The sequence below is a fragment of the Leisingera sp. CC-HEC093 genome, assembly GCF_059429195.1.
In genome coordinates, this window is the sequence record NZ_JCAIJR010000001.1 from 3,841,460 (window position 1) to 3,866,199 (window position 24,740).

28 protein-coding genes and 1 tRNA gene are annotated in these 24,740 nt (G+C 64.5%); 17 read left to right on the forward strand and 12 right to left on the reverse strand.

Annotated features, from left to right (window positions below; all coding sequences use genetic code 11):
- Nucleotides 1-47: 47 nt before the first annotated feature.
- Nucleotides 48-1,466 (reverse strand): protein adenylyltransferase SelO, encoded by a 1,419-nt coding sequence (locus tag AC5STB_RS18885; protein ID WP_495444322.1) that lies wholly within the window; start codon nucleotides 1,464-1,466, stop codon nucleotides 48-50.
- 57 nt (nucleotides 1,467-1,523) lie between these two features.
- Here AC5STB_RS18885 and AC5STB_RS18890 point away from each other — a divergent pair, with 57 nt between their 5' ends.
- Both AC5STB_RS18890 and AC5STB_RS18895 read left to right on the forward strand, forming a co-directional pair.
- Entirely contained in the window at nucleotides 1,524-1,943 is a 420-nt protein-coding gene (locus tag AC5STB_RS18890; RefSeq protein WP_495444323.1) for a cupin domain-containing protein, read from the forward strand.
- Nucleotides 1,944-1,986: 43 nt separating this feature from the next.
- Entirely contained in the window at nucleotides 1,987-2,889 is a 903-nt protein-coding gene (locus tag AC5STB_RS18895; RefSeq protein ID WP_495444324.1) for a fatty acid desaturase, read from the forward strand.
- An 81-nt stretch (nucleotides 2,890-2,970) separates the two neighbouring features.
- On the opposite strand, the gene AC5STB_RS18900 is transcribed toward AC5STB_RS18895, so the two are convergent.
- Complete coding sequence (locus AC5STB_RS18900; RefSeq protein ID WP_495444325.1) at nucleotides 2,971-4,080, reverse strand: anhydro-N-acetylmuramic acid kinase; 1,110 nt, start codon at nucleotides 4,078-4,080, stop codon at nucleotides 2,971-2,973.
- Between the two features lie 142 nt (nucleotides 4,081-4,222).
- Between AC5STB_RS18900 and tyrS the strand changes: the two genes are divergently transcribed.
- Together tyrS and AC5STB_RS18910 are read left to right on the forward strand one after the other, a co-directional pair.
- Nucleotides 4,223-5,476, forward strand: a complete 1,254-nt coding sequence (gene tyrS, locus AC5STB_RS18905) for a tyrosine--tRNA ligase (protein ID WP_495444326.1) — start codon at nucleotides 4,223-4,225, stop codon at nucleotides 5,474-5,476.
- 198 nt (nucleotides 5,477-5,674) lie between these two features.
- Nucleotides 5,675-6,433: a DNA/RNA non-specific endonuclease gene (locus AC5STB_RS18910; protein ID WP_495444327.1), complete on the forward strand. Its 759-nt coding sequence runs from the start codon at nucleotides 5,675-5,677 to the stop codon at nucleotides 6,431-6,433.
- A gap of 69 nt (nucleotides 6,434-6,502) precedes the next feature.
- Here the strand turns inward: AC5STB_RS18910 and AC5STB_RS18915 are convergent, their stop codons facing one another.
- Nucleotides 6,503-6,637: a hypothetical protein gene (locus AC5STB_RS18915; RefSeq protein WP_495444328.1), complete on the reverse strand. Its 135-nt coding sequence runs from the start codon at nucleotides 6,635-6,637 to the stop codon at nucleotides 6,503-6,505.
- Nucleotides 6,638-6,682: 45 nt separating this feature from the next.
- Here AC5STB_RS18915 and AC5STB_RS18920 point away from each other — a divergent pair, with 45 nt between their 5' ends.
- Nucleotides 6,683-7,600: a GNAT family N-acetyltransferase gene (locus AC5STB_RS18920; RefSeq protein WP_495444329.1), complete on the forward strand. Its 918-nt coding sequence runs from the start codon at nucleotides 6,683-6,685 to the stop codon at nucleotides 7,598-7,600.
- Nucleotides 7,601-7,700: 100 nt separating this feature from the next.
- On the forward strand, nucleotides 7,701-8,456 hold the full coding sequence (locus AC5STB_RS18925) for an SDR family NAD(P)-dependent oxidoreductase (RefSeq protein ID WP_495444330.1): 756 nt from the start codon (nucleotides 7,701-7,703) through the stop codon (nucleotides 8,454-8,456).
- A gap of 186 nt (nucleotides 8,457-8,642) precedes the next feature.
- On the opposite strand, the gene AC5STB_RS18930 is transcribed toward AC5STB_RS18925, so the two are convergent.
- A complete protein-coding gene (locus AC5STB_RS18930) occupies nucleotides 8,643-8,999 on the reverse strand; it encodes a winged helix-turn-helix transcriptional regulator (protein ID WP_495444331.1) in 357 nt (118 codons plus the stop codon).
- A gap of 95 nt (nucleotides 9,000-9,094) precedes the next feature.
- Between AC5STB_RS18930 and AC5STB_RS18935 the strand changes: the two genes are divergently transcribed.
- Nucleotides 9,095-9,382 (forward strand): putative quinol monooxygenase, encoded by a 288-nt coding sequence (locus AC5STB_RS18935; RefSeq protein WP_495444332.1) that lies wholly within the window; start codon nucleotides 9,095-9,097, stop codon nucleotides 9,380-9,382.
- Between the two features lie 150 nt (nucleotides 9,383-9,532).
- Nucleotides 9,533-10,087, forward strand: a complete 555-nt coding sequence (locus AC5STB_RS18940; protein WP_495444333.1) for a sugar O-acetyltransferase — start codon at nucleotides 9,533-9,535, stop codon at nucleotides 10,085-10,087.
- A gap of 144 nt (nucleotides 10,088-10,231) precedes the next feature.
- Here the strand turns inward: AC5STB_RS18940 and AC5STB_RS18945 are convergent, their stop codons facing one another.
- The 3 genes from AC5STB_RS18945 to AC5STB_RS18955 all read right to left on the reverse strand — a co-directional run bounded on the left by AC5STB_RS18945 (nucleotide 10,232) and on the right by AC5STB_RS18955 (nucleotide 13,388).
- Complete coding sequence (locus tag AC5STB_RS18945; RefSeq protein ID WP_495444334.1) at nucleotides 10,232-12,040, reverse strand: ABC-F family ATP-binding cassette domain-containing protein; 1,809 nt, start codon at nucleotides 12,038-12,040, stop codon at nucleotides 10,232-10,234.
- 69 nt (nucleotides 12,041-12,109) lie between these two features.
- Nucleotides 12,110-12,850, reverse strand: coding sequence for a GNAT family N-acetyltransferase (locus AC5STB_RS18950; RefSeq protein WP_495444335.1), 741 nt, complete (start codon nucleotides 12,848-12,850; stop codon nucleotides 12,110-12,112).
- Between the two features lie 64 nt (nucleotides 12,851-12,914).
- Nucleotides 12,915-13,388, reverse strand: coding sequence for an outer membrane protein assembly factor BamE (locus AC5STB_RS18955; RefSeq protein ID WP_495444336.1), 474 nt, complete (start codon nucleotides 13,386-13,388; stop codon nucleotides 12,915-12,917).
- A 100-nt stretch (nucleotides 13,389-13,488) separates the two neighbouring features.
- On the opposite strand from AC5STB_RS18955, the gene AC5STB_RS18960 reads away from it, so the two are divergent.
- The 8 genes from AC5STB_RS18960 (at nucleotide 13,489) to AC5STB_RS18995 (ending at nucleotide 20,193) form a co-directional block, all read left to right on the forward strand.
- Entirely contained in the window at nucleotides 13,489-14,025 is a 537-nt protein-coding gene (locus AC5STB_RS18960; protein WP_495444337.1) for a YceD family protein, read from the forward strand.
- Nucleotides 14,026-14,250: 225 nt separating this feature from the next.
- Nucleotides 14,251-14,457 carry a 50S ribosomal protein L32 gene (gene rpmF, locus AC5STB_RS18965; RefSeq protein ID WP_008558107.1) on the forward strand — a complete coding sequence of 69 codons (207 nt, stop codon included), beginning with the start codon at nucleotides 14,251-14,253 and terminating at the stop codon, nucleotides 14,455-14,457.
- A gap of 37 nt (nucleotides 14,458-14,494) precedes the next feature.
- Entirely contained in the window at nucleotides 14,495-15,607 is a 1,113-nt protein-coding gene (gene plsX / locus AC5STB_RS18970; protein ID WP_495444338.1) for a phosphate acyltransferase PlsX, read from the forward strand.
- A 17-nt stretch (nucleotides 15,608-15,624) separates the two neighbouring features.
- Nucleotides 15,625-16,596, forward strand: a complete 972-nt coding sequence (locus AC5STB_RS18975; RefSeq protein ID WP_495444339.1) for a beta-ketoacyl-ACP synthase III — start codon at nucleotides 15,625-15,627, stop codon at nucleotides 16,594-16,596.
- A 101-nt stretch (nucleotides 16,597-16,697) separates the two neighbouring features.
- Nucleotides 16,698-17,000 carry an integration host factor subunit alpha gene (gene ihfA / locus AC5STB_RS18980; protein WP_008207184.1) on the forward strand — a complete coding sequence of 101 codons (303 nt, stop codon included), beginning with the start codon at nucleotides 16,698-16,700 and terminating at the stop codon, nucleotides 16,998-17,000.
- Nucleotides 17,001-17,018: 18 nt separating this feature from the next.
- On the forward strand, nucleotides 17,019-18,767 hold the full coding sequence (locus AC5STB_RS18985) for a MerR family transcriptional regulator (RefSeq protein WP_495444340.1): 1,749 nt from the start codon (nucleotides 17,019-17,021) through the stop codon (nucleotides 18,765-18,767).
- 129 nt (nucleotides 18,768-18,896) lie between these two features.
- Nucleotides 18,897-18,973, forward strand: a tRNA-Pro gene (locus AC5STB_RS18990).
- A gap of 140 nt (nucleotides 18,974-19,113) precedes the next feature.
- Nucleotides 19,114-20,193, forward strand: a complete 1,080-nt coding sequence (locus AC5STB_RS18995) for a 2'-deoxycytidine 5'-triphosphate deaminase (RefSeq protein ID WP_495444341.1) — start codon at nucleotides 19,114-19,116, stop codon at nucleotides 20,191-20,193.
- A gap of 15 nt (nucleotides 20,194-20,208) precedes the next feature.
- Here AC5STB_RS18995 and AC5STB_RS19000 read toward each other — a convergent pair whose 3' ends face one another.
- A complete protein-coding gene (locus AC5STB_RS19000) occupies nucleotides 20,209-20,769 on the reverse strand; it encodes an Lrp/AsnC family transcriptional regulator (RefSeq protein WP_495444342.1) in 561 nt (186 codons plus the stop codon).
- A 44-nt stretch (nucleotides 20,770-20,813) separates the two neighbouring features.
- On the opposite strand from AC5STB_RS19000, the gene AC5STB_RS19005 reads away from it, so the two are divergent.
- Nucleotides 20,814-21,968, forward strand: a complete 1,155-nt coding sequence (locus tag AC5STB_RS19005) for an MFS transporter (RefSeq protein WP_495444343.1) — start codon at nucleotides 20,814-20,816, stop codon at nucleotides 21,966-21,968.
- Here AC5STB_RS19005 and AC5STB_RS19010 read toward each other — a convergent pair.
- From AC5STB_RS19010 to nagZ, 4 genes are all read right to left on the reverse strand, one after another.
- Complete coding sequence (locus AC5STB_RS19010; RefSeq protein WP_495444344.1) at nucleotides 21,949-22,140, reverse strand: hypothetical protein; 192 nt, start codon at nucleotides 22,138-22,140, stop codon at nucleotides 21,949-21,951. The two genes, AC5STB_RS19005 and AC5STB_RS19010, sit on opposite strands and share 20 nt — an antisense overlap.
- 77 nt (nucleotides 22,141-22,217) lie before the next feature.
- Nucleotides 22,218-22,901, reverse strand: coding sequence for an SMC-Scp complex subunit ScpB (gene scpB / locus AC5STB_RS19015; protein ID WP_495444345.1), 684 nt, complete (start codon nucleotides 22,899-22,901; stop codon nucleotides 22,218-22,220).
- On the reverse strand, nucleotides 22,901-23,695 hold the full coding sequence (locus AC5STB_RS19020) for a segregation and condensation protein A (RefSeq protein ID WP_495444346.1): 795 nt from the start codon (nucleotides 23,693-23,695) through the stop codon (nucleotides 22,901-22,903). The genes scpB and AC5STB_RS19020 overlap by 1 nt, the downstream gene beginning before the upstream one ends.
- Nucleotides 23,688-24,692 carry a beta-N-acetylhexosaminidase gene (gene nagZ / locus AC5STB_RS19025; protein ID WP_495444347.1) on the reverse strand — a complete coding sequence of 335 codons (1,005 nt, stop codon included), beginning with the start codon at nucleotides 24,690-24,692 and terminating at the stop codon, nucleotides 23,688-23,690. The genes AC5STB_RS19020 and nagZ overlap by 8 nt, the downstream gene beginning before the upstream one ends.
- Between the last annotated feature and the right edge of the window lie 48 nt (nucleotides 24,693-24,740).

The window sequence follows — 24,740 nt, forward strand, 5'->3', positions numbered from 1 at the left end:
TCAGCTCAATTCACCCCCGAGGATATTTTCAGCCAGATGCACAGGGATCAGGTTCCGCAAAATGTCGCCTGCACCACTTCCTCCGGCAAAGGCGGACGTTGCAGATCGCTGTGTTCTGGCTGGTCCTCGTAAGGGTCGGCCAGCACCGCGTTCAGCCGGTGAAACAGCGCATAGTCGCCGGCCACAGCGCCTGCGATCATCTCCTCGATCCGGTGGTTGCGCGGGATGAAAGCCGGATTGGCCGCGCGCATGACCGCTTCTGGCTCAGGTTCATCTTCCAGCCTGGTCTGCCAGTCTTCCGCCCAGGCCTCAAAAGCCGCAGGATCGGTGAACTGATCCCGCGCCGTGCCTTCCGTCAGGGCGCGGAAAGTGTTGGTGAAATCGCTCTGGTTCTCCGCCATCCGCCCCAGCAGTGCGGTGACCAGCTCCAGATCGCCCTCCCGCTCCGTGGTGATCCCCAGCTTGGCCCGGAAGCGCCGCAGCCAGGCCGCCTCGGTCAGCGCGGGCATGGCATGCACAATCTCTGTCGCCTCCTCGACACCTTCTTGCGGGTCGTCCATCTGCTGGATCAGCGCGGTGGCCAGCTGCGCCAGGTTCCAGACCGCAATCGTGGGCTGGTTGGCATAGGCGTAGCGCCGCCCCCGGTCGATCGAGGAAAACACCGTGTGCGGGTGATAGACATCCATAAAGGCGCAGGGCCCATAGTCTATGGTCTCGCCGGAGATCGCGGAATTGTCGGTGTTCATCACCCCGTGGATAAACCCCACGGACATCCAGGCGGCGATCAGCTCCGACTGCGCATCGCGCACCGCGCGCAAGAGCCCCATCGGGCCTTCCGCTTCCGGATAATGGCGGGCAATGGCATAGTCCGTCAGCCGCTGCAGGCTCGCCTTGTCGCCGCGTGCGGCAAACACCTGAAAGGTGCCCACCCGCAAATGGCTCGCCGCCACCCGGGTCAGCACCGCACCGGGCAGCCCGCCTTCGCGCCAGACGGTCTCGCCGGTCTCCACCGCCGCCAGCGCCCGGGTGGTCGGGATGCCAAGCGCGTGCATCGCCTCGCTCACCACATATTCGCGCAGCACCGGCCCCAGCCAGGCGCGCCCGTCGCCGCCCCGGGAATACGGCGTGCGGCCGGAACCCTTCAGCTGGATATCCCGGCGCTTGCCGTCCATCCCCACCGTCTCCCCCAGCAGGATCGCGCGCCCGTCGCCCAGCTGCGGGTTATAGGTGCCGAACTGATGCCCGGAATAAAGCTGCGCCAGCGGATCGGCCCCTTCCGGCAGCTGGTTGCCGCCGAAAACCTCTGCCATCTCGCCGGTCTCACCGGGTGTGATCCCCATGACCCGTGCCAGATCCTCGTTGAACGCCGCCAGCCGCGGCGCCTTTACCGCCTGCGGCGGCAGTTTGGAGTAGAACTGCCCCGGCAGGGCGGCATAGGTGTTGTCAAAGGGGATCGTGAATGTCATGGCCCAAACATATGACTGGAATAGAGATTTACCAGCACCAAAGCAGGGAGAGCGGCAATGGACGCAGACCAGATCATCGAACACATGGGCCTGCAGCAGCACCCGGAGGGCGGCTGGTACAAGGAAACCTGGCGCGCGGAAAACGAAGGCCGCCCCACAGGCACCTGTATTTACTTCCTTTTAAAGGCGGGCGAGGCCAGTCACTGGCACCGTGTTGATGCTACCGAGATCTGGCTCTATCACGCCGGCGCACCGCTGGTTCTGTCGCTGTCAGCAACTGATGACGGCCCGGCGCAGGACCACCTTCTGACCCCGGAGCTGGCCAAGGGCGCACCGCAGCTGATCGTGCCCAAGGGCCACTGGCAGGCTGCCCGCAGCACCGGGGGTTACACGCTGGTCAGCTGTACCGTGTCGCCGGGATTCGAGTTCGAGGGATTTGAACTGGCTGCCCGCGGTTTCGACATCCCGCGCGGCTGACTCAACCCTTGCGGCGAATCGCCGGGCATCCAACACTGCCCTCATGCCTGCCGAACTAGACCACGCCGCGCTCATTAGGTCGCTGCCGCCTGAGACCAAGGCCGCCCTGACGGCCCGTTCCGACGCGGCGGGCCTGCGGCATCTGGCACTGCACCTCGCCGCCCTCGCCGCCTGCACCGCAGGTATTGCCTTGGAAATACCCCTTTGGCCGCTGCTGATGCTGCCGCAAGGCATACTGCTGGTATTCCTCTTCACCCTCAGTCACGAATGCACCCACCAGACACCCTTCCGCAGCAAATGGCTGAACGAGGCTGCAGGCCATTTCTGCGCCCTCGCCATTGCCCTGCCCTTTACCTGGTTCCGCTATTTCCACCTGGCGCATCACAAGTTCACCAACGACCCTGAACGCGACCCCGAACTGGAACATGGACCGCGGCCCGCAACCCTGGCCCAATGGCTCAGATACCTTAGCGGCTGGGGCTACTGGCGCGGCATGGGCAGCACCCTGTGGCGCAACGCCTTTGGCACCATCACCGCGCCCTACCTGCCCGAACGCCGCCACGCACATATGCGGCTGGAGGCGCGGGTGCTGCTGGTCCTCTACGCCGCTGCCATGCTGAGCCTGCTGGCCTCACCATTGGTTCTATGGCTGTGGATTGTGCCGCTGCTGATCGGCCAGCCGTTCCTGCGCGCCTATCTTCTGGCAGAACACGGCCTCTGCCCCGCCGTTTCCAATATGCTGGAGAACTCCCGCACCACACTCACCAGCCGGCTGGTGCGCTTCCTGGCCTGGAACATGCCCTACCACGCCGAGCATCATTCGTTCCCGACTGTGCCCTTCCACCAGTTGCCTGCGTTTCATGCGATCACGCAGGCATATCTGAAGTCGACGTCGGACGGCTACAGGGCGTTCACAGCGGACTACCTCCGCCAGCTTTCCCGTTGACTGGCCTTCAAGGGCCAAACAAATTTCTTCGAAGAAATTTGGCGAGAAACTTCAGAGTTTCTTGTTCGCCAAGTCTCCGGCTCACGCCCCCGGCACGCTGACCACCCCGCCGCCGACACAGGCGCTGACGCCAGTGGTGCCAGGCGCCGAGGTCGGCATCCCCCGCGCCACCCGCACCGCCAGATGGGCAAAGGCCTGTGCCTCCAGCATGTCGCCGTCCAGCCCCACATCTTCGACAGGCTTCACCGGGCAATCAAGCGACACCCGCAGCATCTCCATCAGCACCGGATTATGCCGCCCGCCGCCGGTGACCAGCACCATCTCTGGCGGTTCCGGGCAATGCTCCATCCCTTGTGCCACAGCGGCTGCGCACATGGCGATCAGTGTCGCCGCCGCATCCGCATCGCTCAGCTCATTGACCAGCCCGACCATCTCCGCAAAATCGTTCCGGTCCAGCGACTTGGGCGGCATCCTTGCAAAATACGGCTCGGCCAGGAACAGCTCCAGCGCGCCGGTTTCCACGGTGCCGGAGCGCGCCACCTTGCCATCCGCATCCCAGGGAATGCCCAGGCGTTCCTGCACCAGATCGTTGACCGGCGCATTGGCCGGGCCGGTGTCAAAGGCCAATAGAGCGCCCGGCTCCTCCGGCCTCTCGAACCGCGGGTCCACATAGGTGAGGTTGCCGACACCGCCGAGGTTCAGGAAGCACAGGGGCCGTTCGGCGCCGATGTATTTCGCACAGGCAAAGTGAAAGAACGGCGCCAGCGGCGCGCCCTCACCGCCCATCGCCACATCGTCAGTGCGGAAATCCCAGACCACCGGCTTGCCCAATTTCTCAGCCAAACCCGCGCCGTCACCCACCTGCAGCGTCCCCTGCAGCCGCGGCGCATGGGCCAGGGTCTGGCCGTGAAAGCCGATAATCGCCACGTCCTGAAACTCCGCCAGCGCCGCCGCATGGGCCGCGTCGCAGACCTCAGCCGCAGCGTCCACTTCCGGCCCGGCCCATTTGCCAAGACCAGCACGCAGCACGCCGCGCTCCTCCGCCGAATACTCACGGTAACTGCTCTCGGCAAACCCGTGTATGCGCGCGCCGTCTGTCACCACCACCGCCGCATCCACCCCGTCCAGCGAGGTGCCGCTCATCGCGCCCAGCGCTCTGATTGCGCCTGTTTTTGCTATGGCCTTGCTCATGGCCCTGCCCCTTCCAAGGATCCGGGCCGTCCCGCCCGTTGCCATCAATACTACAGTGCATATTTTGCCGGGAAAACAGGTTCCAACCAGCGCCAATGCGATTTATAGGGCATGGTGCAAAACCTTCAGACCGAGGCATGTCATGACCTACACACCCAAATCGGATTTCATTGCGGTGATGATGGAACGCGGCTATCTGGCCGATTGCACCGATTACCAGGGCCTGGACGAGGCGCTGCTGAACGGGGTGCAGCCCGCCTATATCGGTTATGACGCCACCGCCCAGTCGCTGCACGTCGGGCATCTTCTCAACATCATGATGCTGCGCTGGCTGCAAAAAACCGGCCATAAACCGATCACCCTGATGGGCGGCGGCACCACCAAGGTGGGCGACCCGTCGTTCCGATCGGACGAGCGCCCGCTGCTGGGGCCGGAGCAAATTGACGCCAACATCGCCGGAATGAAGAAGGTGTTTGCCAGTTACCTCACCTACGGGGAGGCTGAAAACGACGCTATTATGCTTAACAACGCGGAATGGCTCGACAATCTGAATTACCTCGAATTCCTGCGCGACATCGGCCGCCACTTCTCGGTGAACCGGATGCTGTCGTTCGAATCCGTGAAATCCCGCCTCGACCGCGAGCAGTCGCTGTCCTTCCTCGAATTCAACTACATGATCCTGCAGGCCTACGACTTCATGGAGCTGAACCGCCGCTACGGCTGCATCCTGCAGATGGGCGGCTCCGACCAGTGGGGCAATATCGTCAACGGCATCGACCTGACCCGCCGGGTGATCGACCATGAGGTCTATGGCCTCACCTCGCCGCTGCTGACCACCTCCGACGGCCGCAAGATGGGCAAATCCCAGGGCGGCGCGATCTGGCTGAACGGCGACATGCTCTCCGCGTATGAATTCTGGCAGTTCTGGCGCAACACCACCGACGCCGACGTCGGCCGGTTCTTGAAGCTCTATACCGAGCTGCCGGTCGCGGAATGCGAGCGCCTGGGCGCGCTGGCGGGATCCGAGGTCAACGCCGCCAAGGTGATCCTGGCCAATGAGGTCACCACCCTTTGCCACGGTGCCGAGGCTGCGGCGGCGGCGGAAGCCACTGCCCGCGAAGTGTTTGAGAAAGGCGGCGTCGGTGACGACCTGCCCACCCTCTCGCTGTCTTCGGCGGACCTGGGCGACGGCATCTCGATCGTGCAGCTGATCGTGAAATCCGGCCTCGCCAAATCCGGCAAGGACGCCAAGCGCCTGATCGCCGAAAACGGCGCCAAAATCGACGATCAGCCGCTGACCGATGCGGGCCTGATGATCGACGCAGGCGCGCTCACCTCGCCGATCAAGCTGAGCGCCGGCAAGAAGCGCCACGCGCTGGTGCGGCTGGACGGCTGACCCATCTGGATAGGCACGGAAAAAAGGGAGCCATTGCGCTCCCTTTTTTGATGCCCGCAAGCGCTCTCACCCGAAGACGACATAGTAGGATGGCCTCTCTTCAATAGCAGGTGCAGCTTTCAGCGTTTCGCTGTTCCTTTCCTAGCCTTCCAACCGCACTAAATTCTCTCAAAGGGCATTAGCATTCGGCGGTTTATTATGGCGGCGACAGGAAAAATTACTTCCTTGGAACACGAAAGAATCTCATTTGAGGGCGAAAAATTCAGCGTTGGCGCCAAGTCTGTAAGCTGCATTCTCACGACAGATAATCTCAAATCGACTTCCGGAAGCCGCCCTATGCCCAACCAGTGCACAATCGTTAACCGGTTTAACACCAAGTGGGACATCAAGGACCTGATTGACATAAAGGATGTGCAAGCAGCCCTGAAACGCAAAACAACAATTCAAAAACTGGCCAGTGAGAAAAAGGTTGAAAATGTTCTGCGACTATTGGGGCTGCAGGAAATTGCAATGCTTGCGGACTATTCGGAGCTGCAGGCGCAGACTTATGTAAAGGGGCATATTCTGCCTCAAAAGCTCGGCGGCCCCGGTGACAACACCAACCTCGTCCCTATGTCTGCCAGTTCCAACTCAGAATACCACCGGAACTTCGAAGCAAAACTAATAAAGACACTCGAAGAAATCCGAAAAATCGAGAAAACCGCCGGGTACAAAGTAAGGGTCAGATTTACCGGAAAATGTGAAATCGGCAGAACGCCGTGGTGGAACGGTGCAACTACCGAAACAAAAAATATGTTTAAAAAAATGCCAAGCAAGCTAGTCGCCACCTACAAGGTCGCCAGTTTCTTCCCCAAGGGCAGCGAAAGCAAATCCATCAAGGCTTCTCAACTTCCGAAGAACGTTAGCAAACTATTCGAGACCATTAAAATGACAGGGACTTACACGCTTACCCTCTAAGAATTGGAGCCAGCGCGGCATGCCCTGAGCATCACAATAAGGTCCCTGCGTGCGCAAAACCCTCCTGCCTCAGAACAGCGCCTCCAGCAGCGTCAGCACCAGAAACACCGGCACCGACAGGCCGGTGGCAATCAGCAGCGCCGCTGCCTTGGTCATCCGCGGGGCCGCTGCTGCCTGCCCCATGATCCGTTTGGTCTTTTTCATGCATTCATTAACCCTGATTTAGGTTTCCAGCGCGTTAATGGACCCATGTTCGACAGCGCTCCTTATCCCGATTTGCCCGCAACAGCCCCCCTCCGCCCGCAGCCCCGCGCCCTCCAGCAATCGCCGGAGTTTGCCCGCGCCCTGATGGCCTGCGGACAGGACCCCCTGATGCTGGACGGCACGCTGGTGCTGCAGCGCCGTCTGCGCGGCGGGCTGCGGCTGGCGATGGTGAACCGGGCAGACCTGACGGATTGCGCGCCCCTGCTGGCGGCCCTGCGCGCAAGCAGCCTCGCACGCACTCCGCTGATCCTGTCGCCGGGGGCCCCGGCCCCGCATCTCTCCCGCCTCGGCGCGGTACCGCTGGTTACGCCAGCGTATGCTGCATTCTGGGACCTCAGCCAAGACCCGGACCAGCGCCGCGCCGCACTGCACCAGAAATGGCGCAACCGGCTGAAGCACGGCGAGACGCAGAACCTCCGCCTTACCCGCCAGAACCTGCCGCATGACGTGCGCCACTGGCTGTTCCGGGCCGACGCAAAGCAGCAATCCGCCCGCGGCTACCGCAGCTGGCCTATCCCCCTCACCCTCGCCTACGCGCGCGAAAACAAGGGCCATGCCAAGCTGTTCCAGGCGTTTGAGGGCAAGGACCCTGTCGCCGCTATCCTGATTCTGACCCACGGCACCGGCGCCACCTACCACATCGCCCACACCACCGTGCGCGGCAAACAGCTCAGCGCCCACCCCCTGCTGCTGTGGGAGGCCGCCAATTGGCTCGCCTCCAAGGGCATCTGCCGCCTCGATCTTGGCCTCATCAATACAGAGGACGCCCCCACCCTCGCCCGCTTCAAACTCGGCACTGGCGCGCATCTGCAACGCCTCGGCGGCACCTGGGGCCTCTGGCCGCCGCTGGGCCGTCTCTTACGCCCTCTTGCCCGGCTCGACCGCCGCCTGATGCGCGCCTGACAGACGCCGTAACACTCCGCGACGCCCCGTCCCGCTGGACAGGTGCCCGGCCCCTCCATTATATGAACACATGTTCAGATAACCGGGAGGAGCCCCGCTCATGAAACTTGCAGACACCGCAGCCGTCGTCACTGGCGGCGCCTCCGGCCTCGGCGAGGCCACCGCGCGCTATTTCGCCGAAGCAGGCGCCCAGGTCACCATCCTCGACCGCGACGCCGAACGCGGCACCCAAGTGGCAGAGGAAATCGGCGGCCACTTCGCCCAGACCGACGTGACCAGCGAAGACTCAGTCTCCGCCGCCATCACCCACGCCGCAGAGAAGATGGGCAGGATCACCGCTTGCGTAAACTGCGCCGGCATCGCCATCGGCGCCAAGACCGTGGGCAAGGACGGCGCGCATCCGCTGGACGCCTACAAGCGCACCATCGACATCAATCTGGTCGGCACCTTCAACGTCGCCCGTCTGGCCGCCGTTGAGATCGCCAGGAACACGCCGGACGCGGACAACGCCCGCGGCGTGATCATCAACACCGCCTCCATTGCCGCCTTTGACGGGCAAAAGGGCCAAGCCGCCTATGCCGCCTCCAAGGGCGGCGTCGCGGGCATGTGCCTGCCGATGGCGCGGGATCTCGCCTCCTCCGGCATCCGGGTGATGACCATTGCGCCCGGCATCTTCATGACCCCGATGCTGGCCGGTCTGCCGGAAGAGGTGCAGCAGCAGCTCGCCGCCGACGTCCCCAACCCCGCCCGCCTGGGCGATCCGCGTGAATATGGCCGCCTCGCGGGCTTCATCGTCGAAATGGGCTATCTGAACGGCGAAGTCATCCGCATCGACGGCGCCCTGCGCATGCGCTGACCCCCTGCCGCGCAAGCAGCGGCAAACACACTCGATACGGCGTCTTGAGGGGCACAGCTGCCCCTCAAGCGCTTCTCAGCAGATCTGTCTGCATTGCGCAGCAATGCGCGGCCCAAGGCCGCACAAAGGCGCCTTGGCGCAGCCAGGGCACCTGCGGCCGCGGGAGCTTCTTGCCAAGCTGCTGCCTTAGCTCCCCGGCCCGGAACCCCAGGCCGCCAGCGCCTCGATCACCGGGCGCAGCGCCTGCCCCTTGCCGGTCAGGCTGTATTCCACCCGCGGCGGCACCTCGGCATAGACCTTGCGGTGCACGATGCCGTCCGCCTCCAGCTCCCGCAGCTGCTTGGTCAGGCTGCGCTGCGTTACATCCCCCAGCGCCCGCGCCAGGGCATTGAACCGCAAGGTGCCGGGCAGCAGGTGATAGACGATCAGCCCCTTCCACTTGCCTGAGATCTGCTCCAGCGCCGCCTCAACCGGGCAGCCGCCGCTGCAATCGTAAGACTCGAACCGTGCCGCCCGGCTTTCGCACTGATTTACAGTATCCATTCTGTACCTACCCTCACAAAACGTGCGTTCTTGCGCAGAATACACCATGCAGCCATATCCCGTCCCGTCACACCTCTCAAGCACAGGAGGCCCAAATGGCCCTGACAATTCTCGCCCAGATTACCGCCCAGCCCGGCAAGGAAGCCCTGGTGAAAGCAGAACTCGAAAAGCTGGTGCCCATCACCCGCGCCGAGGACGGTTGCATCCGCTACGACCTCCACCAGGACAACCAAACGCCCGGGTTTTTCGTATTCAATGAAACCTGGGAGTCGCGCGACCTGTGGCAGCAGCACATGAACGCGCCGCATCTGGCCGCTTACATGGCCGCTACCGAGGGCGCGGTGGCCGCCTTTACCCTCAATGAAATGACCCAAACCGCCTGAGCTGCTGCCCGCCCGGCACCGCGCCAGCGGTGCCGGGCCCAAGGCCGCACAAGGGCGCCTTGGCGAAGCCAGGGCGCCTGCGGGCGCGGGAGTTGCCCGGCCGTTGACAATCCCGGCCCTCCGCCCTTCACTCCGGGTCAGGAGGCCCCGATGAACAAATCCGAACGGCAGAAAATGCAGGCTGGCGAGTGGTACTGTTGCCTGGACAGCGAACTCTCGGCGTTGCGCCATCAGGCCCGGGTTGCGGTGCAGCAGCACAACACGGCCCCGCCTGATCCGGCCGAACGGCTTAACCCGCCGCTTGTCGCGCTCTTCGCGGCCCATGGCGAAAACTGCTTGATCGAGGCACCGTTCCACTGCGCCTACGGCATCAACATCACCCTTGGAAACAACGTCTACATGAACGCGGGCTGCACCCTTCTGGACACTGCCCCCGTCACCATCGGCGACGGCACCATGCTGGGGCCGAACGTGCAGATCTACTGCGCCCAGCACCACAAGGACAAAGACTTACGGGCGAAAGGCCTGGAAATCGCCTACCCTGTTACCCTGGGGGCAAACGTCTGGATCGGCGGCGGTGCGATCATTCTGCCCGGTGTCACCATCGGCGACGGCGCCATCGTCGGCGCAGGCGCCGTGGTGACCAAGGACGTAGCCGCGGGCCAGACCGTCACCGGCAATCCCGCCCGCCCCCGTCAGGGGTAATCAAAGGGTAAAGACTGCGCCCGCCGCCTTCATCTGCGGTTAAACTTTCCCAATACTTTCCAAAGCATTACGGCAGCATCTTTGACCAAATGTTTCGCGCGCGAAACATTTGGTCAGGTGGGCTGACCTAACTAAAGAGCCGCCTCAGCTTCCGGCTTTTTCCTCCAGTTCCAGCCATTCCTCCTCGGCGGCGGCCAGTTTCTCCTGCCGCTCCACCAGCGCCTCGGTGGCCTTCTTGAACTTGACCGGCTCGCGGGTGAACAGCTCCGGATCGCTCATCAGCTCCTGCAGCTTGCCAACCTCCGCCTCCAGCCGTTCGATCTCGCCGGGCAGCGCGTCCAGCCGGTGCTTTTCCTTGAAGCTCAGACCGTCCTTGGGCTGGCTTTCCTGCTTGGGCTTCACCTTCGCAGGCTTCACCTTTTCCGGCCGGTCCGCGACCTCCAGCGGCCCGCGCTGCGCGATGTAATCGCTCCAGCCGCCGGCATAGGCCGTAGCCCGTCCGTTGCCTTCCATCGCAATTGTGGTGGTCGCCACCCGGTCCAGGAAATCCCGGTCGTGGCTTACCAGCAGCACGGTGCCATCATAGTTGTCGAGCAGCTCCTGCAGCAGGTCCAGCGTCTCCACATCCAGATCGTTGGTCGGTTCATCAAGCACCAACAGATTCGAGGACCGCGCCATCAGCCGCGCCAGCAAGAGCCGCGCCTTCTCCCCGCCCGAGAGCGACCGCACAGGCGCACGCGCCTGCCGCTCGTCGAACAGAAACTCCTTCAGGTAGCCCACCACATGCTTGGGTTGGCCGCGAACCATCACCTGGTCAGCCTTGCCGGAAATCCCCAACAGCGGATCGGCGGTCAGGTTCTCCCACAGGGTCGAATCGCCGTCCAGCTGATCGCGGGTCTGGTCGAACAGCGCAACCTCCAGATTGGTGCCCAGCTGCACAGCCCCCGAATCCGGGTCTTCCATTCCCAGCAGCATTTTCAACAGCGTGGTTTTCCCGGCGCCATTGGGGCCGACAAAAGCCACCCGGTCGCCGCGCTGCACCTTCAATGAGAAATCCCGGACAATCTCCTTGCCGCCGAATGCCTTGCTCAGGCCTTCCGCCTCGATCACCTTACGGCCCGACTTAGGGCCGGCCTCCAGCGCCATCTCCGCCGCGCCCTGGCGCTTGATCTGGCCTGCACGCTCCGCCTTCAGGTCCTGCAGCGCCCGCACCCGGCCCATGTTGCGCTTGCGGCGGGCGGAAATTCCCTCCACCGCCCAGCGGCTTTCCGACTTGATCAGCCGGTTCAGCTTGTGGCGCTGCATGTCCTCGTCATCCCAGACCTTATCGCGCCAGGCCTCGAAATGCTCAAACCCCTTTTCCTGGCGGCGCACCTCGCCGCGGTCGACCCACAGGGTGGCGCGGGTCAGCGCCCGCAGAAACGCCCGGTCGTGGGAAATCAGCACAAAGGCCGCACGGGTCGCCTTCAGCTCATTCTCCAGCCAGGTGATCGCCTCGATATCCAGATGGTTGGTCGGCTCGTCCAGCAGCATCAGGTCCGGCGCTTCGGCCATCAGCTTGGCCAGTGCGGCGCGCCGCCGCTCCCCGCCAGAGGCGGTTTCCACCGGCCGTGCAGGATCGAATTTCAGCCCTTCGCCCGCGCGCTCCACCTTGTACATCTCGCCGGGGTCCAGTTCGCTGGCGGCAAAATCGCCCAAGGTCGCAAACCCATCCATCTTCGGGTCTTGCTCCATGTAGCCGACGGATTTTCCCGGCGGCACCACGATATCGCCAGTGTCCGCTTCAACAAGCCCCGCCATCACCTTCATCAGGGTGGATTTTCCCGAGCCGTTGCGGCCCACCAGCGCCACCCGGTCGCCGGGCTGCACCACCAGATCGAGGTTCGAAAAAACCGGATCGCCCCCAAAGGTGAGGGAAATGCCGGACATCTGCAAAAGAGGAATACGTGCCATGCCAGCCAGCTACCCCGGCGGCAAAATCACGTCAACGCTCCGCTTTCATCTTTCCAAAAATACTCAAATTCACCCGGCCACCGCCCGCAGCAGCCGTTTGCGGGCCTCCGGAATTGCGCCGGTTTCCAGGCCGGTAAACACATGCAGCGTGTTCATCCGCCGGTCCACCACGGCATGATTGCTGACCCAGCCGCCCATCGCCAGATAGGTCCGCAGCAGCGGCGGCATCATTTGCAGCGCTTTCTTCACATCCGGCTCCAGCTGCGGCCCGGCGGCAAAGCGGAATACCTCAGGCGCCCTCTCCCCCGGCAGCCATTGCGCCGGAGCAAGATGCCGAATCCGGAGCAGCGCAAAAGCGTCGAGGTAAGGCGCGGCGGAGGTACCCGTAAAGGACGCGCAGCCGAACAGCATCCGCACCCCTTGCGCGTCGACAAGCCCGGTCAGTGCCCCCCAGGCCAGCCGCAGGATGTCGGGGTCGCGCCACGCAGGATGACTGCAAAAGCGGCCCAGCTCTGCCATCTGCCCCGCAAACCCTTGCAAGGCCGTCAGATCATAGAATTGCGCGGCATAGCTGCGCCCCAGCTCCGCGCCGCTCTCCAGCAGCAGCAGCCGGAAACAGCAGACCAGCGTGCCGTCAGCCTCTTCCTCCACCAGAACATGGCTGCAGACGCGGTCAAAAGCATCGTTGTCAGGGTGTTCTGTGCGGAAACACAACGACCGCAGCGCCTGCGCCGCGGCCACATCCGCCGTGTCCGCCGCCAGACGGGCGCGGTAGCGTCCCTTGCTCAGCAAAATCTCAGGTTCCGCCACAGCGGCCTCCCCGCTTCGGGCTCAGCCGGGACCACAGGCGCTGCGGCAAACCAATGAAACCGGCCTATTCGTTGTCCAGGAACTGGCCTGGATTGAATGAGCCCAGGTTGCCCAGCAACTGGCGCAGGAACGTGTTGTCCTGCACGCCGGAGCTTGTCACCCGGCGCTCCAGCGGCACCGCCTTGCCGTCTTCCAGGCTGTAGCGTTCGATCCCCTGCACCACCCCGGCCGCGTCAAAGCTGATCGCCACCAGATCGCGCGCCACCGGCTTGGGCGCCGCTGCGCCATAGTGGCGGAAACGGGTGGCCACATAGTAATAACCGCTGTCGTTCAGCACCCCTGTCGAGGTCGGGACGCCGATGGTTTCGGCCACCGAATCCCGCGTGTCCACGCCCGGCACCACCTCTGCCAGCTGGTCCGGCGTCGGCACGTAGCCGTGTTTGCGGTAAATCGGCGCGCAGGCCGCAACTGCCAGCACCGCCGCTGCCAGCACCGCGCCGCGCAGCACCTTTTTCGTGTGTAACGTCTTGCCGATCATGACTGCCCCCCAGTCTCCGCTTCGAACTGCGGCTTGAATACGTCTTTGAACCCGATTACCTAATGACCGCTTCCGGTTCAAGAAACGAAAGTTCCCGAATATGTCTGAGAGCACCGCCCTGCGGGTCGCGGATCTGCCGCAAAACGCCGCCACCGCCTTTGAAATCACCCCGGACAAGGCTGACATGGCCGCGCTGGCAGCGGAATTGGGGGTGAATGCCCTCCGCAAGCTCCGCTTCACCGGCGAGATCAAGGCCATGGGCAAAAAAGACTGGAAACTGGCCGGCCGCCTGGGCGCCACCGTGGTGCAGGATTGCGTGGTGACGCTGGAGCCGGTGACCACGCGCATCGAAGAGCCGGTGGAAATCACCTATCTGGCCAGGTTTGAGACCCCGGAAGGCGCCGAGGTGGAAATGCCGGAGGATGACAGCGTAGAGCCGCTGAGCACCCATATCGACCCGGCAGTGGTCATGGCCGAGGCGCTGGCGCTGCACATTCCTGCCTACCCGCGCAAGGACGGCGCCGAGCTGGGCGAGGCGGTCTATGCCGAGGACGGCGTGCAGCCGATGCGCGACGAGGACACCAAACCCTTTGCCGGCCTGGCTGCGCTGCGCGGCCGGCTGAAAGATGAGGACTGAGCGCAGATTTTTTGCGGCGCAGAAAATCTGCCTCTGGCGCCGCCGCCCTGCCTGTCTTAAAAAACAGCTTGCGCCAGCGGAGATTCGCAGTATTTTCGCGCGCTCATCGGAATTTTTGGTTGGACAATGTTTGGGCAGACGCCTAAACGCACGTCAGACTGATCGAACAGAATGCAATCGCGCCGCGGGGCTGCCCCCAAGGCCCAAACAGACAAAGGTTGAGACATGGCCGTCCAACAGAACAAAGTATCCAAATCGCGCCGCAACAACCGCCGCGCGCACGATGCACTGGTTGCTGCGAACCCGAACGAATGCGGCAACTGCGGCGAGCTGAAGCGCCCGCACCACGTGTGCCCGTCCTGCGGCCATTACGACGACAAGGAAATCGTCGCAGCGGCTGACGAGATCGAGATCGACGAGGACGCGGCGTAAGCCACGGACAGGATCCTGATGCCAGGCAGGCTTTCGCATGACGGGTGAACCCGATCAAAATCAGGCAAAAGCCGGCCGTATCATTATTTCTGTTGACGCCATGGGCGGAGACGCCGGCCCCGCAGTTGTGGCGGCCGGCATTGCCATGTCTGCGGAAAAGAACCCGGATATCGGGTTCATCCTGCACGGGCCTGCCGAACAGCTGGAACCTCTGGTTGCCAAAAAACGCGCGCTCAAGGGCCGCGTCGAGATTCGCGATGCCCGCGATGTGGTGACGATGGAGGACAAGCCAAGCCAGGTGATGCGCAACGGCAAGGGCACCTCGATGTGGTCGGCGCTGGATGCGGTCAAGAACGGCGAGGCTGCCGGGGCGGTGTCCTGCGGCAACACCGGCGCGCTGATGGCGCTGTCGATGCTGCGCCTGCGCAAGCTGCCCGGCGTCAACCGTCCTGCCATTGCAATCCTCTGGCCCTCGCTGAACCCGCAAGGTTTCAACGTGATGCTGGATGTCGGCGCCGACGTGAAGGCGGACGCCGAGGATCTGCTGCAATACGCCCTGATGGGCACGTCTTACGTGCGAAACTCGATGGACATCTCCCGCCCGCGGGTGGGTCTGCTGAATGTCGGCACCGAAGAGCACAAGGGCCGCGCCGAACTGAAAGAGGCCTATGGGCTGATTGCGGACCATGCGGAGCAGGCGAGTTATGAATTCGTCGGCTTCGTCGAAGGCAGCGACATTCCCGGCGATGCGGTGGACGTGATCGTCACCGACGGCTTTACCGGCAATGTTGCGATCAAGACCGGCGAAGGCACAGCGCGGGTGATGCGCACCGCCCTGCGCGAAGCGTTTGAATATTCGTTCCTGTCAAAGATTGCCGCGGTTCTGGCGATGACCTCGCTCAAGCGGCTGTCCAAGCGCATGGACCCGCGCCGGGTGAACGGCGGCGTGTTCCTGGGCCTCAACGGCACCGTGGTAAAATCCCACGGCGGCGCCGATGCTACCGGCGTCTCTGCCGCGGTCAAGCTGGCTTTTCGCCTGGCACAGCACGGATTCGCCGAAAAACTGGCGGCGCGGGTTGCATCTGCCGGCGCCCACACCCAAGATATTACTGCTGCCCGCGGCATGCGGACAGCCACCGAAAAAGACTGATATAGGCAGGCAGACGAATGACGCGACGCGCGGTAGTTGTTGGCACAGGACACTATCTCCCTGAGCGGGTGGTTGAAAACGCGGAATTCGAAGCCACGCTGGATACATCGGACGAATGGATCCGCAGCCGGTCCGGCATCGAACGCCGCCATTTCGCCGCCGAGGGAGAGACCACATCCGACATGGCCGCCAAGGCAGCGACACGCGCTTTGGCGGACGCAGGCCTGACGGCGGATGATGTCGACGCGATTGTTGTCGCCACCTCCACCCCGGATCTCACCTTCCCCTCTGCGGCCACCATGGTGCAGTCCAAGCTGGGCATGACCAAGGGCTTTGCCTTTGACGTCCAGGCGGTCTGCGCAGGCTTCGTTTACGCGCTGTCCAACGCCAGCGCGCTGATCGCCTCGGGCCAGGCAAACCGGGTGATGGTGATTGGGGCGGAAACCTTCAGCCGCATCATGGACTGGACCGACCGCGCCACCTGCGTGCTGTTCGGTGACGGCGCCGGCGCGCTGCTGCTCGAAGGCCAGGAACTGGCGGGCACCAACAAGGACCGCGGCATCCTCGCCACCGACCTCAATTCCGACGGCCGGTACAAAGATCTGCTGTACGTCGACGGCGGCGTTTCGACCCAGTCTACCGGCCATCTGCGGATGCAGGGCAACCAGGTGTTCCGTCACGCGGTCGAAAAGCTGGCCTCCACCGCCAACACTGCGCTGGACCGCGCCGGGCTCTCCGCCGCGGATGTCGACTGGATCGTGCCGCATCAGGCCAACATCCGTATCATCCAGGGCACCGCCAAGAAAATGGGGCTGAGCATGGACAACGTGGTGGTAACCGTGCAGGATCACGGCAACACCTCCGCCGCCTCCATTCCGCTGGCCCTTTCTGTCGGCAAAGAGCGCGGCCAGATCAAAGAAGGCGATCTGATCGTGACCGAGGCCATCGGCGGCGGCTTGGCTTGGGGCGCAGTTGTGCTGCGCTGGTAACCGCGCGGGCCCGATTTCCGCCCGAATTCCCCGGCGCAATTCATTGATATTGACAGGGAAATTCCCAACGCCCTATGCTTTGGCAAACAACGGGGATTGGTATGGGCGAAAAAACACTTACACGAATGGATTTGAGTGAAGCTGTTTTCCGGGAAGTCGGCCTGTCGCGCAACGAAAGCGCGCAGCTGGTGGAAAGCATGCTGCAGCATATGTCGGACGCCCTGGTGCGCGGTGAACAGGTGAAGATCTCCTCGTTCGGGACATTCAGCGTTAGGGACAAGTCAGCCCGGGTCGGACGCAACCCGAAGACGGGCGAAGAAGTGCCGATTCAGCCGCGCCGCGTGCTGACCTTCCGGCCCTCCCACCTGATGAAAGACCGCGTGGCAGACGGCAACCGTAAATAAAACGGGACCAATTGAGCCATGTCAAAATCACCGGACGCCTTCCGCACCATTAGCGAAGTTGCGGAATGGCTGGGCGTGCAGGCGCATGTTCTGCGCTTCTGGGAGAGCAAGTTCACCCAGGTCAAACCTGTGAAGCGCGCCGGCGGGCGGCGCTATTACCGGCCTGCGGACATGCAGCTGCTGGGCGGCATCAGGAAGCTGCTGCACGACGACGGCATGGCAATCAAGGACGTGCAGGCGCTTCTGCGGGAGCATGGCGTGACCCATGTCGCCGGCCTGTCGCACCCGCTGGACTGCGAGGCGGCGGAAAAGCCCGCCCCCGTGCCGCCTGCGGAAAAGCTGGGCGATGACTGGAAAGGCTCGCTGGAGCTGGCGGCACAGGCCGCAGAGGAGACATCCGCAGACACCGGCGGCGACAGCGGTGAAGACAGCAATGTGCTTGGTTTCCCGCAACCTTCCGGCGAGGATACGCCGCCGCCTGCCCCGGCCGCGCCCGCAGCCCCAAGGCCCGAAGCTGCCGCCGTCCCGCAGATGCAGATGGAACTGGAGCCCATTGCGCCGCAAGACGGTGCGCCGCAGGACGGTGCGCCCGCGGCAGAGCAGAGTTTCGGCGGCGGCACTGAAGAGCCGTTCGAGACACAGGCAGAAGAGTCTCTGGCAGAAGAAACACTGGCAGAGAAAACACCGGCAGAGCAGGAACCGGACGCGCCTGTGGCTGGCAGTTTGCAAGATATCCCCGTGGCGCCGGAAGCGGCCGCTGCCGGAGAAGACGCTTTTGAACCGGCCGCCGAGGCCGCAGTGCCGGATGACCAGGCGAAGCCCGGCGGGTTTGCCCCTGCGGCAGAGCCAGAACCGCAGCCCGCCGAAGAGTCCGTGGCGCAGACGGTCAGCGAATCCGCCTCACCCCTCTTTGCCCCCGCAGACAGCAGCAGCGAAGCCGCCGGAATTCCGCCAGAGCCGCCGCAGGAGACTGCGCTGGAAGAACCGCAAGACAACTCAGCCGCCGCAGAGATCAGCCCTGCAGCAGAGCTGGCACCGGAACCTGAGACCGTACCGGCCCCGCTGGAAGACATCGCTCCGCTGCCTGATCAGGATGAGACAGCGGAAACGGCCCCGGCGGCTGAGCCAGGGCATGCCGGAGGAGACAGCCCTGCCCCCGGCATGGCCCTGTCCGAAGAGCCGCCAGAGGACTTGCCAGAGGTCCCGTCTGACGGCCCGGTGCCGTTTGCAGCCGGCATCGAACCCGGACCGTTTGCACCGGATTCGGAGCCCGAACCAGAACAGCCGGCGGAGCCTGCACCGGCAGAGGACACGCTGGCCGAAGCGGCAGGTCTTCAGCCCGAAGAGCCGCTGGCATTTGCCTTTGACAGCACGGAGTCCGGCCCCGCGCCCGAATCCGCCCCGGAACCGGACGCGCCTTCCGATCCTGCAGCCGCCTTCCCGCCGCATGACCTGGACGAGGCCGCGCGCCAGGTTGACGCGCTGGAATTTGTCGGCGGTTTCAACGGCGGCGATGAGGCAAAGGAAGACGACGGCGGCTTGCCGCAGAGTGACAGCACGGATGGCGCCGAGGACGAACCTGCCGAGCTGCAGCCTCTGGAACCGCTCCCCGCGGCAGAGCGGCCCGCCCCTGTCCGCCCCGCGGTCCGCACGGCGCCCCGCCTCCTCACCCTGCTGGCAGCAACCAGCAGCCTGCCGCTGCAGTCTGTGGCCGAAATCGAGGCCTGCGCGGAGGAACTGCGGGATCTGGTGGGCGGCCGTTCCTGAACGGGGAGCCGGACCGTACGCACGGATACGCCGCAACATCCTCAGCCGTCAGGATTTTTAAAGGGGCCCGCAAAAAATCTTGCCGCACCCTCTTGCCCCTGCCGTGAAAACGGTTAGAAGGCTCTTCAACGGGCTATGGCGCAGCCTGGTAGCGCGTCCGTCTGGGGGACGGAAGGTCGCAGGTTCGAGTCCTGCTAGCCCGACCATATGAAAAACGCCCGGGTGTTCACGCACCCGGGCGTTTTCGTATCCTGCGCAAGGCTTTGACGGCTGCGTTCAGGGATTGCGAACAGGTGCCGTTTGAGCCAGCATCGCCGCAAAGCCGGCGCGCGGAGGGGGACAGGAAATGACAGGCGTTTTGCCCAGCCAAATCATTGAAAACATGCTGGAGCGCGGGGAGATCACCGTCAGCACCCCGCTGGTCGAAGGCCAGGTGCAGCCCGCCAGCCTCGACCTGCGGCTGGGCCAGGTGGCCTACCGGGTGCGCGCCTCATTTCTGACAGGCCAGGGACGCAGCGTTTCCGACCGGCTGAGCGAATTTGAGATGCACCGCATCAGCCTGGATGGCGGCGCGGTGCTTGAAAAGGGCTGCGTCTACGTGGTTCCGCTGATGGAAGGGCTGGCGCTGCCGCAGGGTGTCTCTGCCGTCGCCAATGCCAAAAGCTCCACCGGGCGGCTGGACCTTCTGACCCGCACCATCACCGATGGCGGCGAGGAGTTCGACCGCATCAAGCCTGGCTACACCGGCCCGCTGTACGCCGAGATTTGCCCGCGCTCCTTTTCAGTGCTGGTGCGCCCGGGTATGCGCCTCAATCAGATCCGCTTCCGCACCGGCCAGGCGGTGCTGTCGGATGCAGAACTGAAGATGCTGCACGCCGGCACCCCGCTGGTCAACGGCGAGGCGGTGATTGAGGACGGCCTGGGTTTCTCCGTCGATCTGAAACTGCCCGGCACCGATCTGGTCGGTTACCGCGCCAAGCCGCATACCGGCGTTATCGATCTGGACCGGATCGGCGAATACGACCCGCAGGAATATTGGGAGGAAGTGCGCACCAAGGACGGCCGCATTATCCTGGACCCCGGCGCGTTCTACATTCTGGTGAGCCGCGAGGCAGTGCATATCCCGCCCGCCTTTGCCGCGGAAATGGCGCCCTATCTGGCCATGGTGGGGGAGTTCCGGGTGCATTACGCGGGCTTCTTTGACCCCGGTTTCGGCCATGACGCCGCTGGCGGCACCGGCTCGCGCGGGGTGCTGGAGGTGCGCTGCCACGAGGCGCCGTTTGTGCTGGAGCACGGCCAGGTCGTCGGGCGGCTGGTCTACGAGAAGATGGCCGAGGTACCGGAACAGCTTTATGGCTCCGGCATTGCCTCCAATTACCAGGGCCAGGGGCTGAAGCTGTCGAAGCACTTCAAGACGCCGGAGTAGGACATCCGGCGCGCCTCAGCGCTTGATATACAGCTCTTCCTCCAGCTCTGCGCTGACACCGGCCTGCACGGTGCGCTCCAGATGGGTGGAGAGCGTCATATAGGTGCGGGTGCCGCGCACGCCCTCTACGTCATAGATGCGGGCCAGCAACCCTTCCAGCGCATGCGGCGAGGCCACCCGCACCTTGAGGATCAGACAGGTGTCGCCGGTGGCAGTGTGGATTTCCTCCACTTCCGGCCAGGCTTCCAGCGCCAGCAGCTTTGCTGTCTTGCCCCAGCCCACTGTATCCACATGGATGAAGGCCAGAAGCGGCTTTCCCGACGCCGGGCCATCCAGCTGCGCCACCGTCGCCCGGATCGCGCCGGAGGCGCGCAGCCGCTTCACCCGTTCGTGCACCGCTGGGGCCGACAGCCCGACTTCCTGGCCGATGGCCGCGTAGGACAGCGTCGCATCGACGCTCAACGCGCCTAATATTTTTCGGTCCAACGCGTCCAGCACACGGGCACCCCCGCCGTTTCTCCGAACCTCATCTGTTTTTTCTTTGGCCATATCCGTCCGCCCTTCACAGAACCTCATTCAGAACATAGCAAGGATACCTGAACATTCTTCAAGGTAAACCCATGCGAACCCCTATTCTGATCTTGATGAGCACCATTGGCGTGATTGGCGCGAATTCCCTGCTGCTGTCGCCGGTGGTGACGGCGGTCAGCCAGAGCCTGACTGCCAGCACCGCTGAGGTGATGCGGGCGGCCAGCGCTTACGGGCTGGGGGTTGCGGCGGCGGCGCTGCTGCTGGCGCCGCTTGGGGACCGGATCGGCGCCGGGCGGCTAATGCGCGCCGCCCTCCTGCTCTTGGGGGCCGGGTTGGCTGCCAGCGCCGCAGCCCCGGATGCCATCTGGCTGATGGCGGCGCAGGCCCTCTGCGGGCTGGCCGCCGGGGCCGCCCTGCCCTCGATCTACACGCTGGCAACGGTGATAGCCCCCAAGGGGCGCGAGGCGCGTGTGCTGGGGTATGTACTGGCGGGCTGGACGGTGTCGATGGTGCTGGGCGTCAGCGTCAGCGCCTGGGCCACCGACCTCGCGGGCTGGCGCGCGGTCTATGGCACGCTGGCAGGTGTGGCGCTGCTGTTGTGGGGCGCTTCCGCCTCGCTGCGCGCCGCGGGCAGCCCCAGCGGCCAGGCGACCTCACCGCTGACGGCGCTGCGGGTGCCGGGGATCGCGCGCGGCCTCCTGGCAACCGCCCTGCTGATGATGGGGTTCTACAGCAGCTATTTCTTCACCGGCGCCCATATCACCCAAACGCTGGGGCGCAGCACCACCCAGGCCGGTCTCTTGCCGCTGTTCTATGGCATCGGCTTTGGCCTTGCCGTGCTGCTCGATCCGCTCCTGGACCGGCTGGGGCTGGCGCGCGCCACCGCGCCGGTGTTCCTGGTGATATCTGCCAGCTATGTGCTGATGATGGCAGTGGCGCCGCATTTCGGGCTGCTGCTGGGGACTGCTCTGGTGTGGGGCGTGTTCCAGCATCTTGGCCTCAACCTGCTGGTGGCGCGGCTCACCGCGCTGGAGGCTGCGCAGCGCGGCGCCATCATGGGGCTTTACAGCACCGTCACCTATCTGTGCGTCTTTGCGGCACCCTTTGCCGGCGGGCTGTTGTTTGCAGCCTGGGGGCTGGCGGGCTGCCTGATGCTGTCGGCGCTGCTGGCCCTCAGCGGCGCGGCGGAGGCCCTGGGCCTGCGGCGCCACGCCGGTGCGCTGCCTACCAGCGCCCCGGTTTGACCTTGGGGATGCGCGAAGCTGCGTTGCGCAGCTTGCGCTGCGGGCTGGGGCCTGCGCCTGCGCCCTCCTGAGGGCGGCGCTTGCCACTGCCTGCGGCGTGGCGCAGCCCGGCATCGACCGCGCGCCCGATCAGGCGGCGCAGCACCATGCGGATGATCCAGTTTGCATTCATCGCTTCGGTCCCTCCTAGCTGCCGCCAGCCACTATGGCAGCGCATTGCGGCAATTTCCAGGCGGCGCAGGCGGCGGGTTATTCCTCGAACAGTTCCGCCTGCTCCTCCGCCTCGTCGTCTTCGTCGCCGCTCTGGCCCAGCGGCAGGCTGCCCGGCGGCGGCCGGTTTTCCAACAGGCCCGCAGCGCGCAGCTCCTTGAGCCCCGGCAGGTCGCGGGCGCTTTCCAGGCCGAAATGATCCAGGAAGTCCGGCGTCACCACAAAGGTCACCGGGCGGCCCGGCGTCATCCGGCGGCGGCCCAGACGGATCCAGTCCATCTCCATCAGCTGGTCAATGGTGCCGCGCGACACCGAGACGCCGCGGATCTCTTCGATCTCCGTCCGCGTCACCGGCTGGTGATAGGCGACAATCGCCAGGGTTTCGATCGCGGCCCGGCTCAGCTTGCGCAGCTCGGTGGTTTCCTTTTGCATCAGGAAGCCCAGATCGGGGGCCGTCCGGATCGCCCAGGCATCGCCCAGACGCACCACCCGCACACCGCGCCCCTCGTAGCGCTTGCGCAGATGCTCGACCGCCTCGCGCGGGTTGCAGCCGTGCGGCATCCGCCCCTCAAGGTCCCGCAGGGTGACCGGCTCGGCGCTGGCAAACAGCACCGCCTCCACCATCCGCTCCTGCTCCGCCATCGGCGGCGCGTCGAACAGCGTGTCATTGTCTTCGCGGACGGGAGCCGCCTGGCTCTGACCGTCCATGATCTGGTCTTCCATCAGCTATCCTCGTTCAGGCTGCGCAGCTGGATCGGCGCAAATGTTTCGCTCTGGCGCAGCTCCGCCTTGCCTTCCTTGACCAGCTGCAGCGAGGCGGCAAAGGTCGCCGCGGTGGCCGACCGCCGCTTCACCGGATCGCTGTGCCAGCCGTCCGGCAGATAGCTGATCAGGTCGGTCCAGTCGCCGGTGAATCCCAGCAGATGGCGCATCCGGTCCAGCGCCTCCTCCATGGTGAAGACCGATTCCCGGTCCATCACGAAGGGGCGGAAATCTTCCTTGGTGCGGATGCGGGCATAGGCCTGCATCAGATCCAGCAGGTTCGCGGTGTAGGTGACGGTTTTGATCCGGGCGACGGTTTCTTCCTCGCCGCGGGCAAAGAAGTCGCGGCCCAGCCGGTCGCGGCCCATCAGCCGCGCGGCGGCGTCGCGCATTGCCTGCAGCCGTTCCAGCTGGAACGCCAGATGCGCCGCCAGCTCCTCGCCCGATGGCCCCTCTTCCTCCGGGTCCGGCGGCAGCAGCAGGCGGGATTTCAGGAAGGCCAGCCAGGCCGCCATCACCAGATAGTCGGCGGCCAGCTCGATGCGCAGCTCCTTTGCCTTCTCGACAAAGGCCAAGTACTGCTTGGCCAGTTCCAGCACCGAGATCCGGCGCAGGTCCACCTTCTGGGTGCGCGACAGCGTCAGCAGCAGGTCGAGCGGGCCTTCGAACCCGTCCACATCCACGATCAGGGCCTCGGCCGCCAGCCGCTCCTCTACCGATGTGTCCTGACCTGAAAAGAGTGTCTGCTCAGCCATAAACCTGCCCGCCCATGAGGGCGGCAAGTTCGTCTTCGGCGGCCTGAATGTCAAGGTCTGCGGGCGGGCGGCGGGCCTCCAGCGCGGCCTCTGCGCGGGTCTGTGCCGCCGCAGTCATGGCGCCCGCAGCCCCGGCCACGGCAACGCGGTCTGCCAGCGGCGCGTTGCACAGCAGAACCACGTCGCAGCCTGCCGCCAGCGAGTCCCGGGTGATATCCGTCAGCGATCCCCGCAGCGCCTTCATCGAGATGTCATCGGTCATCACCAGCCCGTCAAAGCCGATCTGCTCGCGGATCAGCTGTATCATCACCGGCGAGGTTGTGGCCGGACGGTTGTCATAGGCGCCATAGACCAGATGCGCGGTCATCCCCAGCGGCAGATCGTTCAACGCCTGGAAGGCCGCGAAATCACTTTGCTCCAGCACCTCAGGGGCGCTGTCCACATGCGGCAGGTCCAGATGGCTGTCGGCGGTGGCGCGGCCGTGGCCCGGGATGTGCTTCAGCACCGGCAGCACGCCGCCGTCGAGATGCCCCTGCGCCACGGCCCGGCCGATGGCGGCTACCGCCTGGGCGTCGCCGCCATAGCAGCGGTTCTTCAGAAACTCATGGGTGTCTTCGCAGGCCACATCGGCAATCGGGGCGCAGTTGCTGTCGATTCCCAGACCGTGCAGCTCATGCGCGATCAGCCGGTAGCGCAGGTACATGGCGCGCTCCGCACCCGCGCCTGCGCGCTGCACATGCTCCATCGGCGGCAGCCAGTTGCGCGCCAGCGGCTGGCGCAGCCGCTGCACCCGGCCGCCTTCCTGGTCGATGGTGATCATGCAGTCGCGGCCCACCGCCTCGCGGAAATCACCGCATAGGGCACGCACCTGATCGGCGTCTTCGATGTTGCGGGCAAACAGGATGAAACCGAAGGGATCGGCGTCGCGGAAGAACGCTTTTTCATCCGCGTTCAGCCGCAGGCCATCGGCGTCAAGAATGGTCGCTCCGTAAGTCATGATTGCCCTCTGCAATACCCCCGTTCTGTGTCCCGGACAGGGTTACGC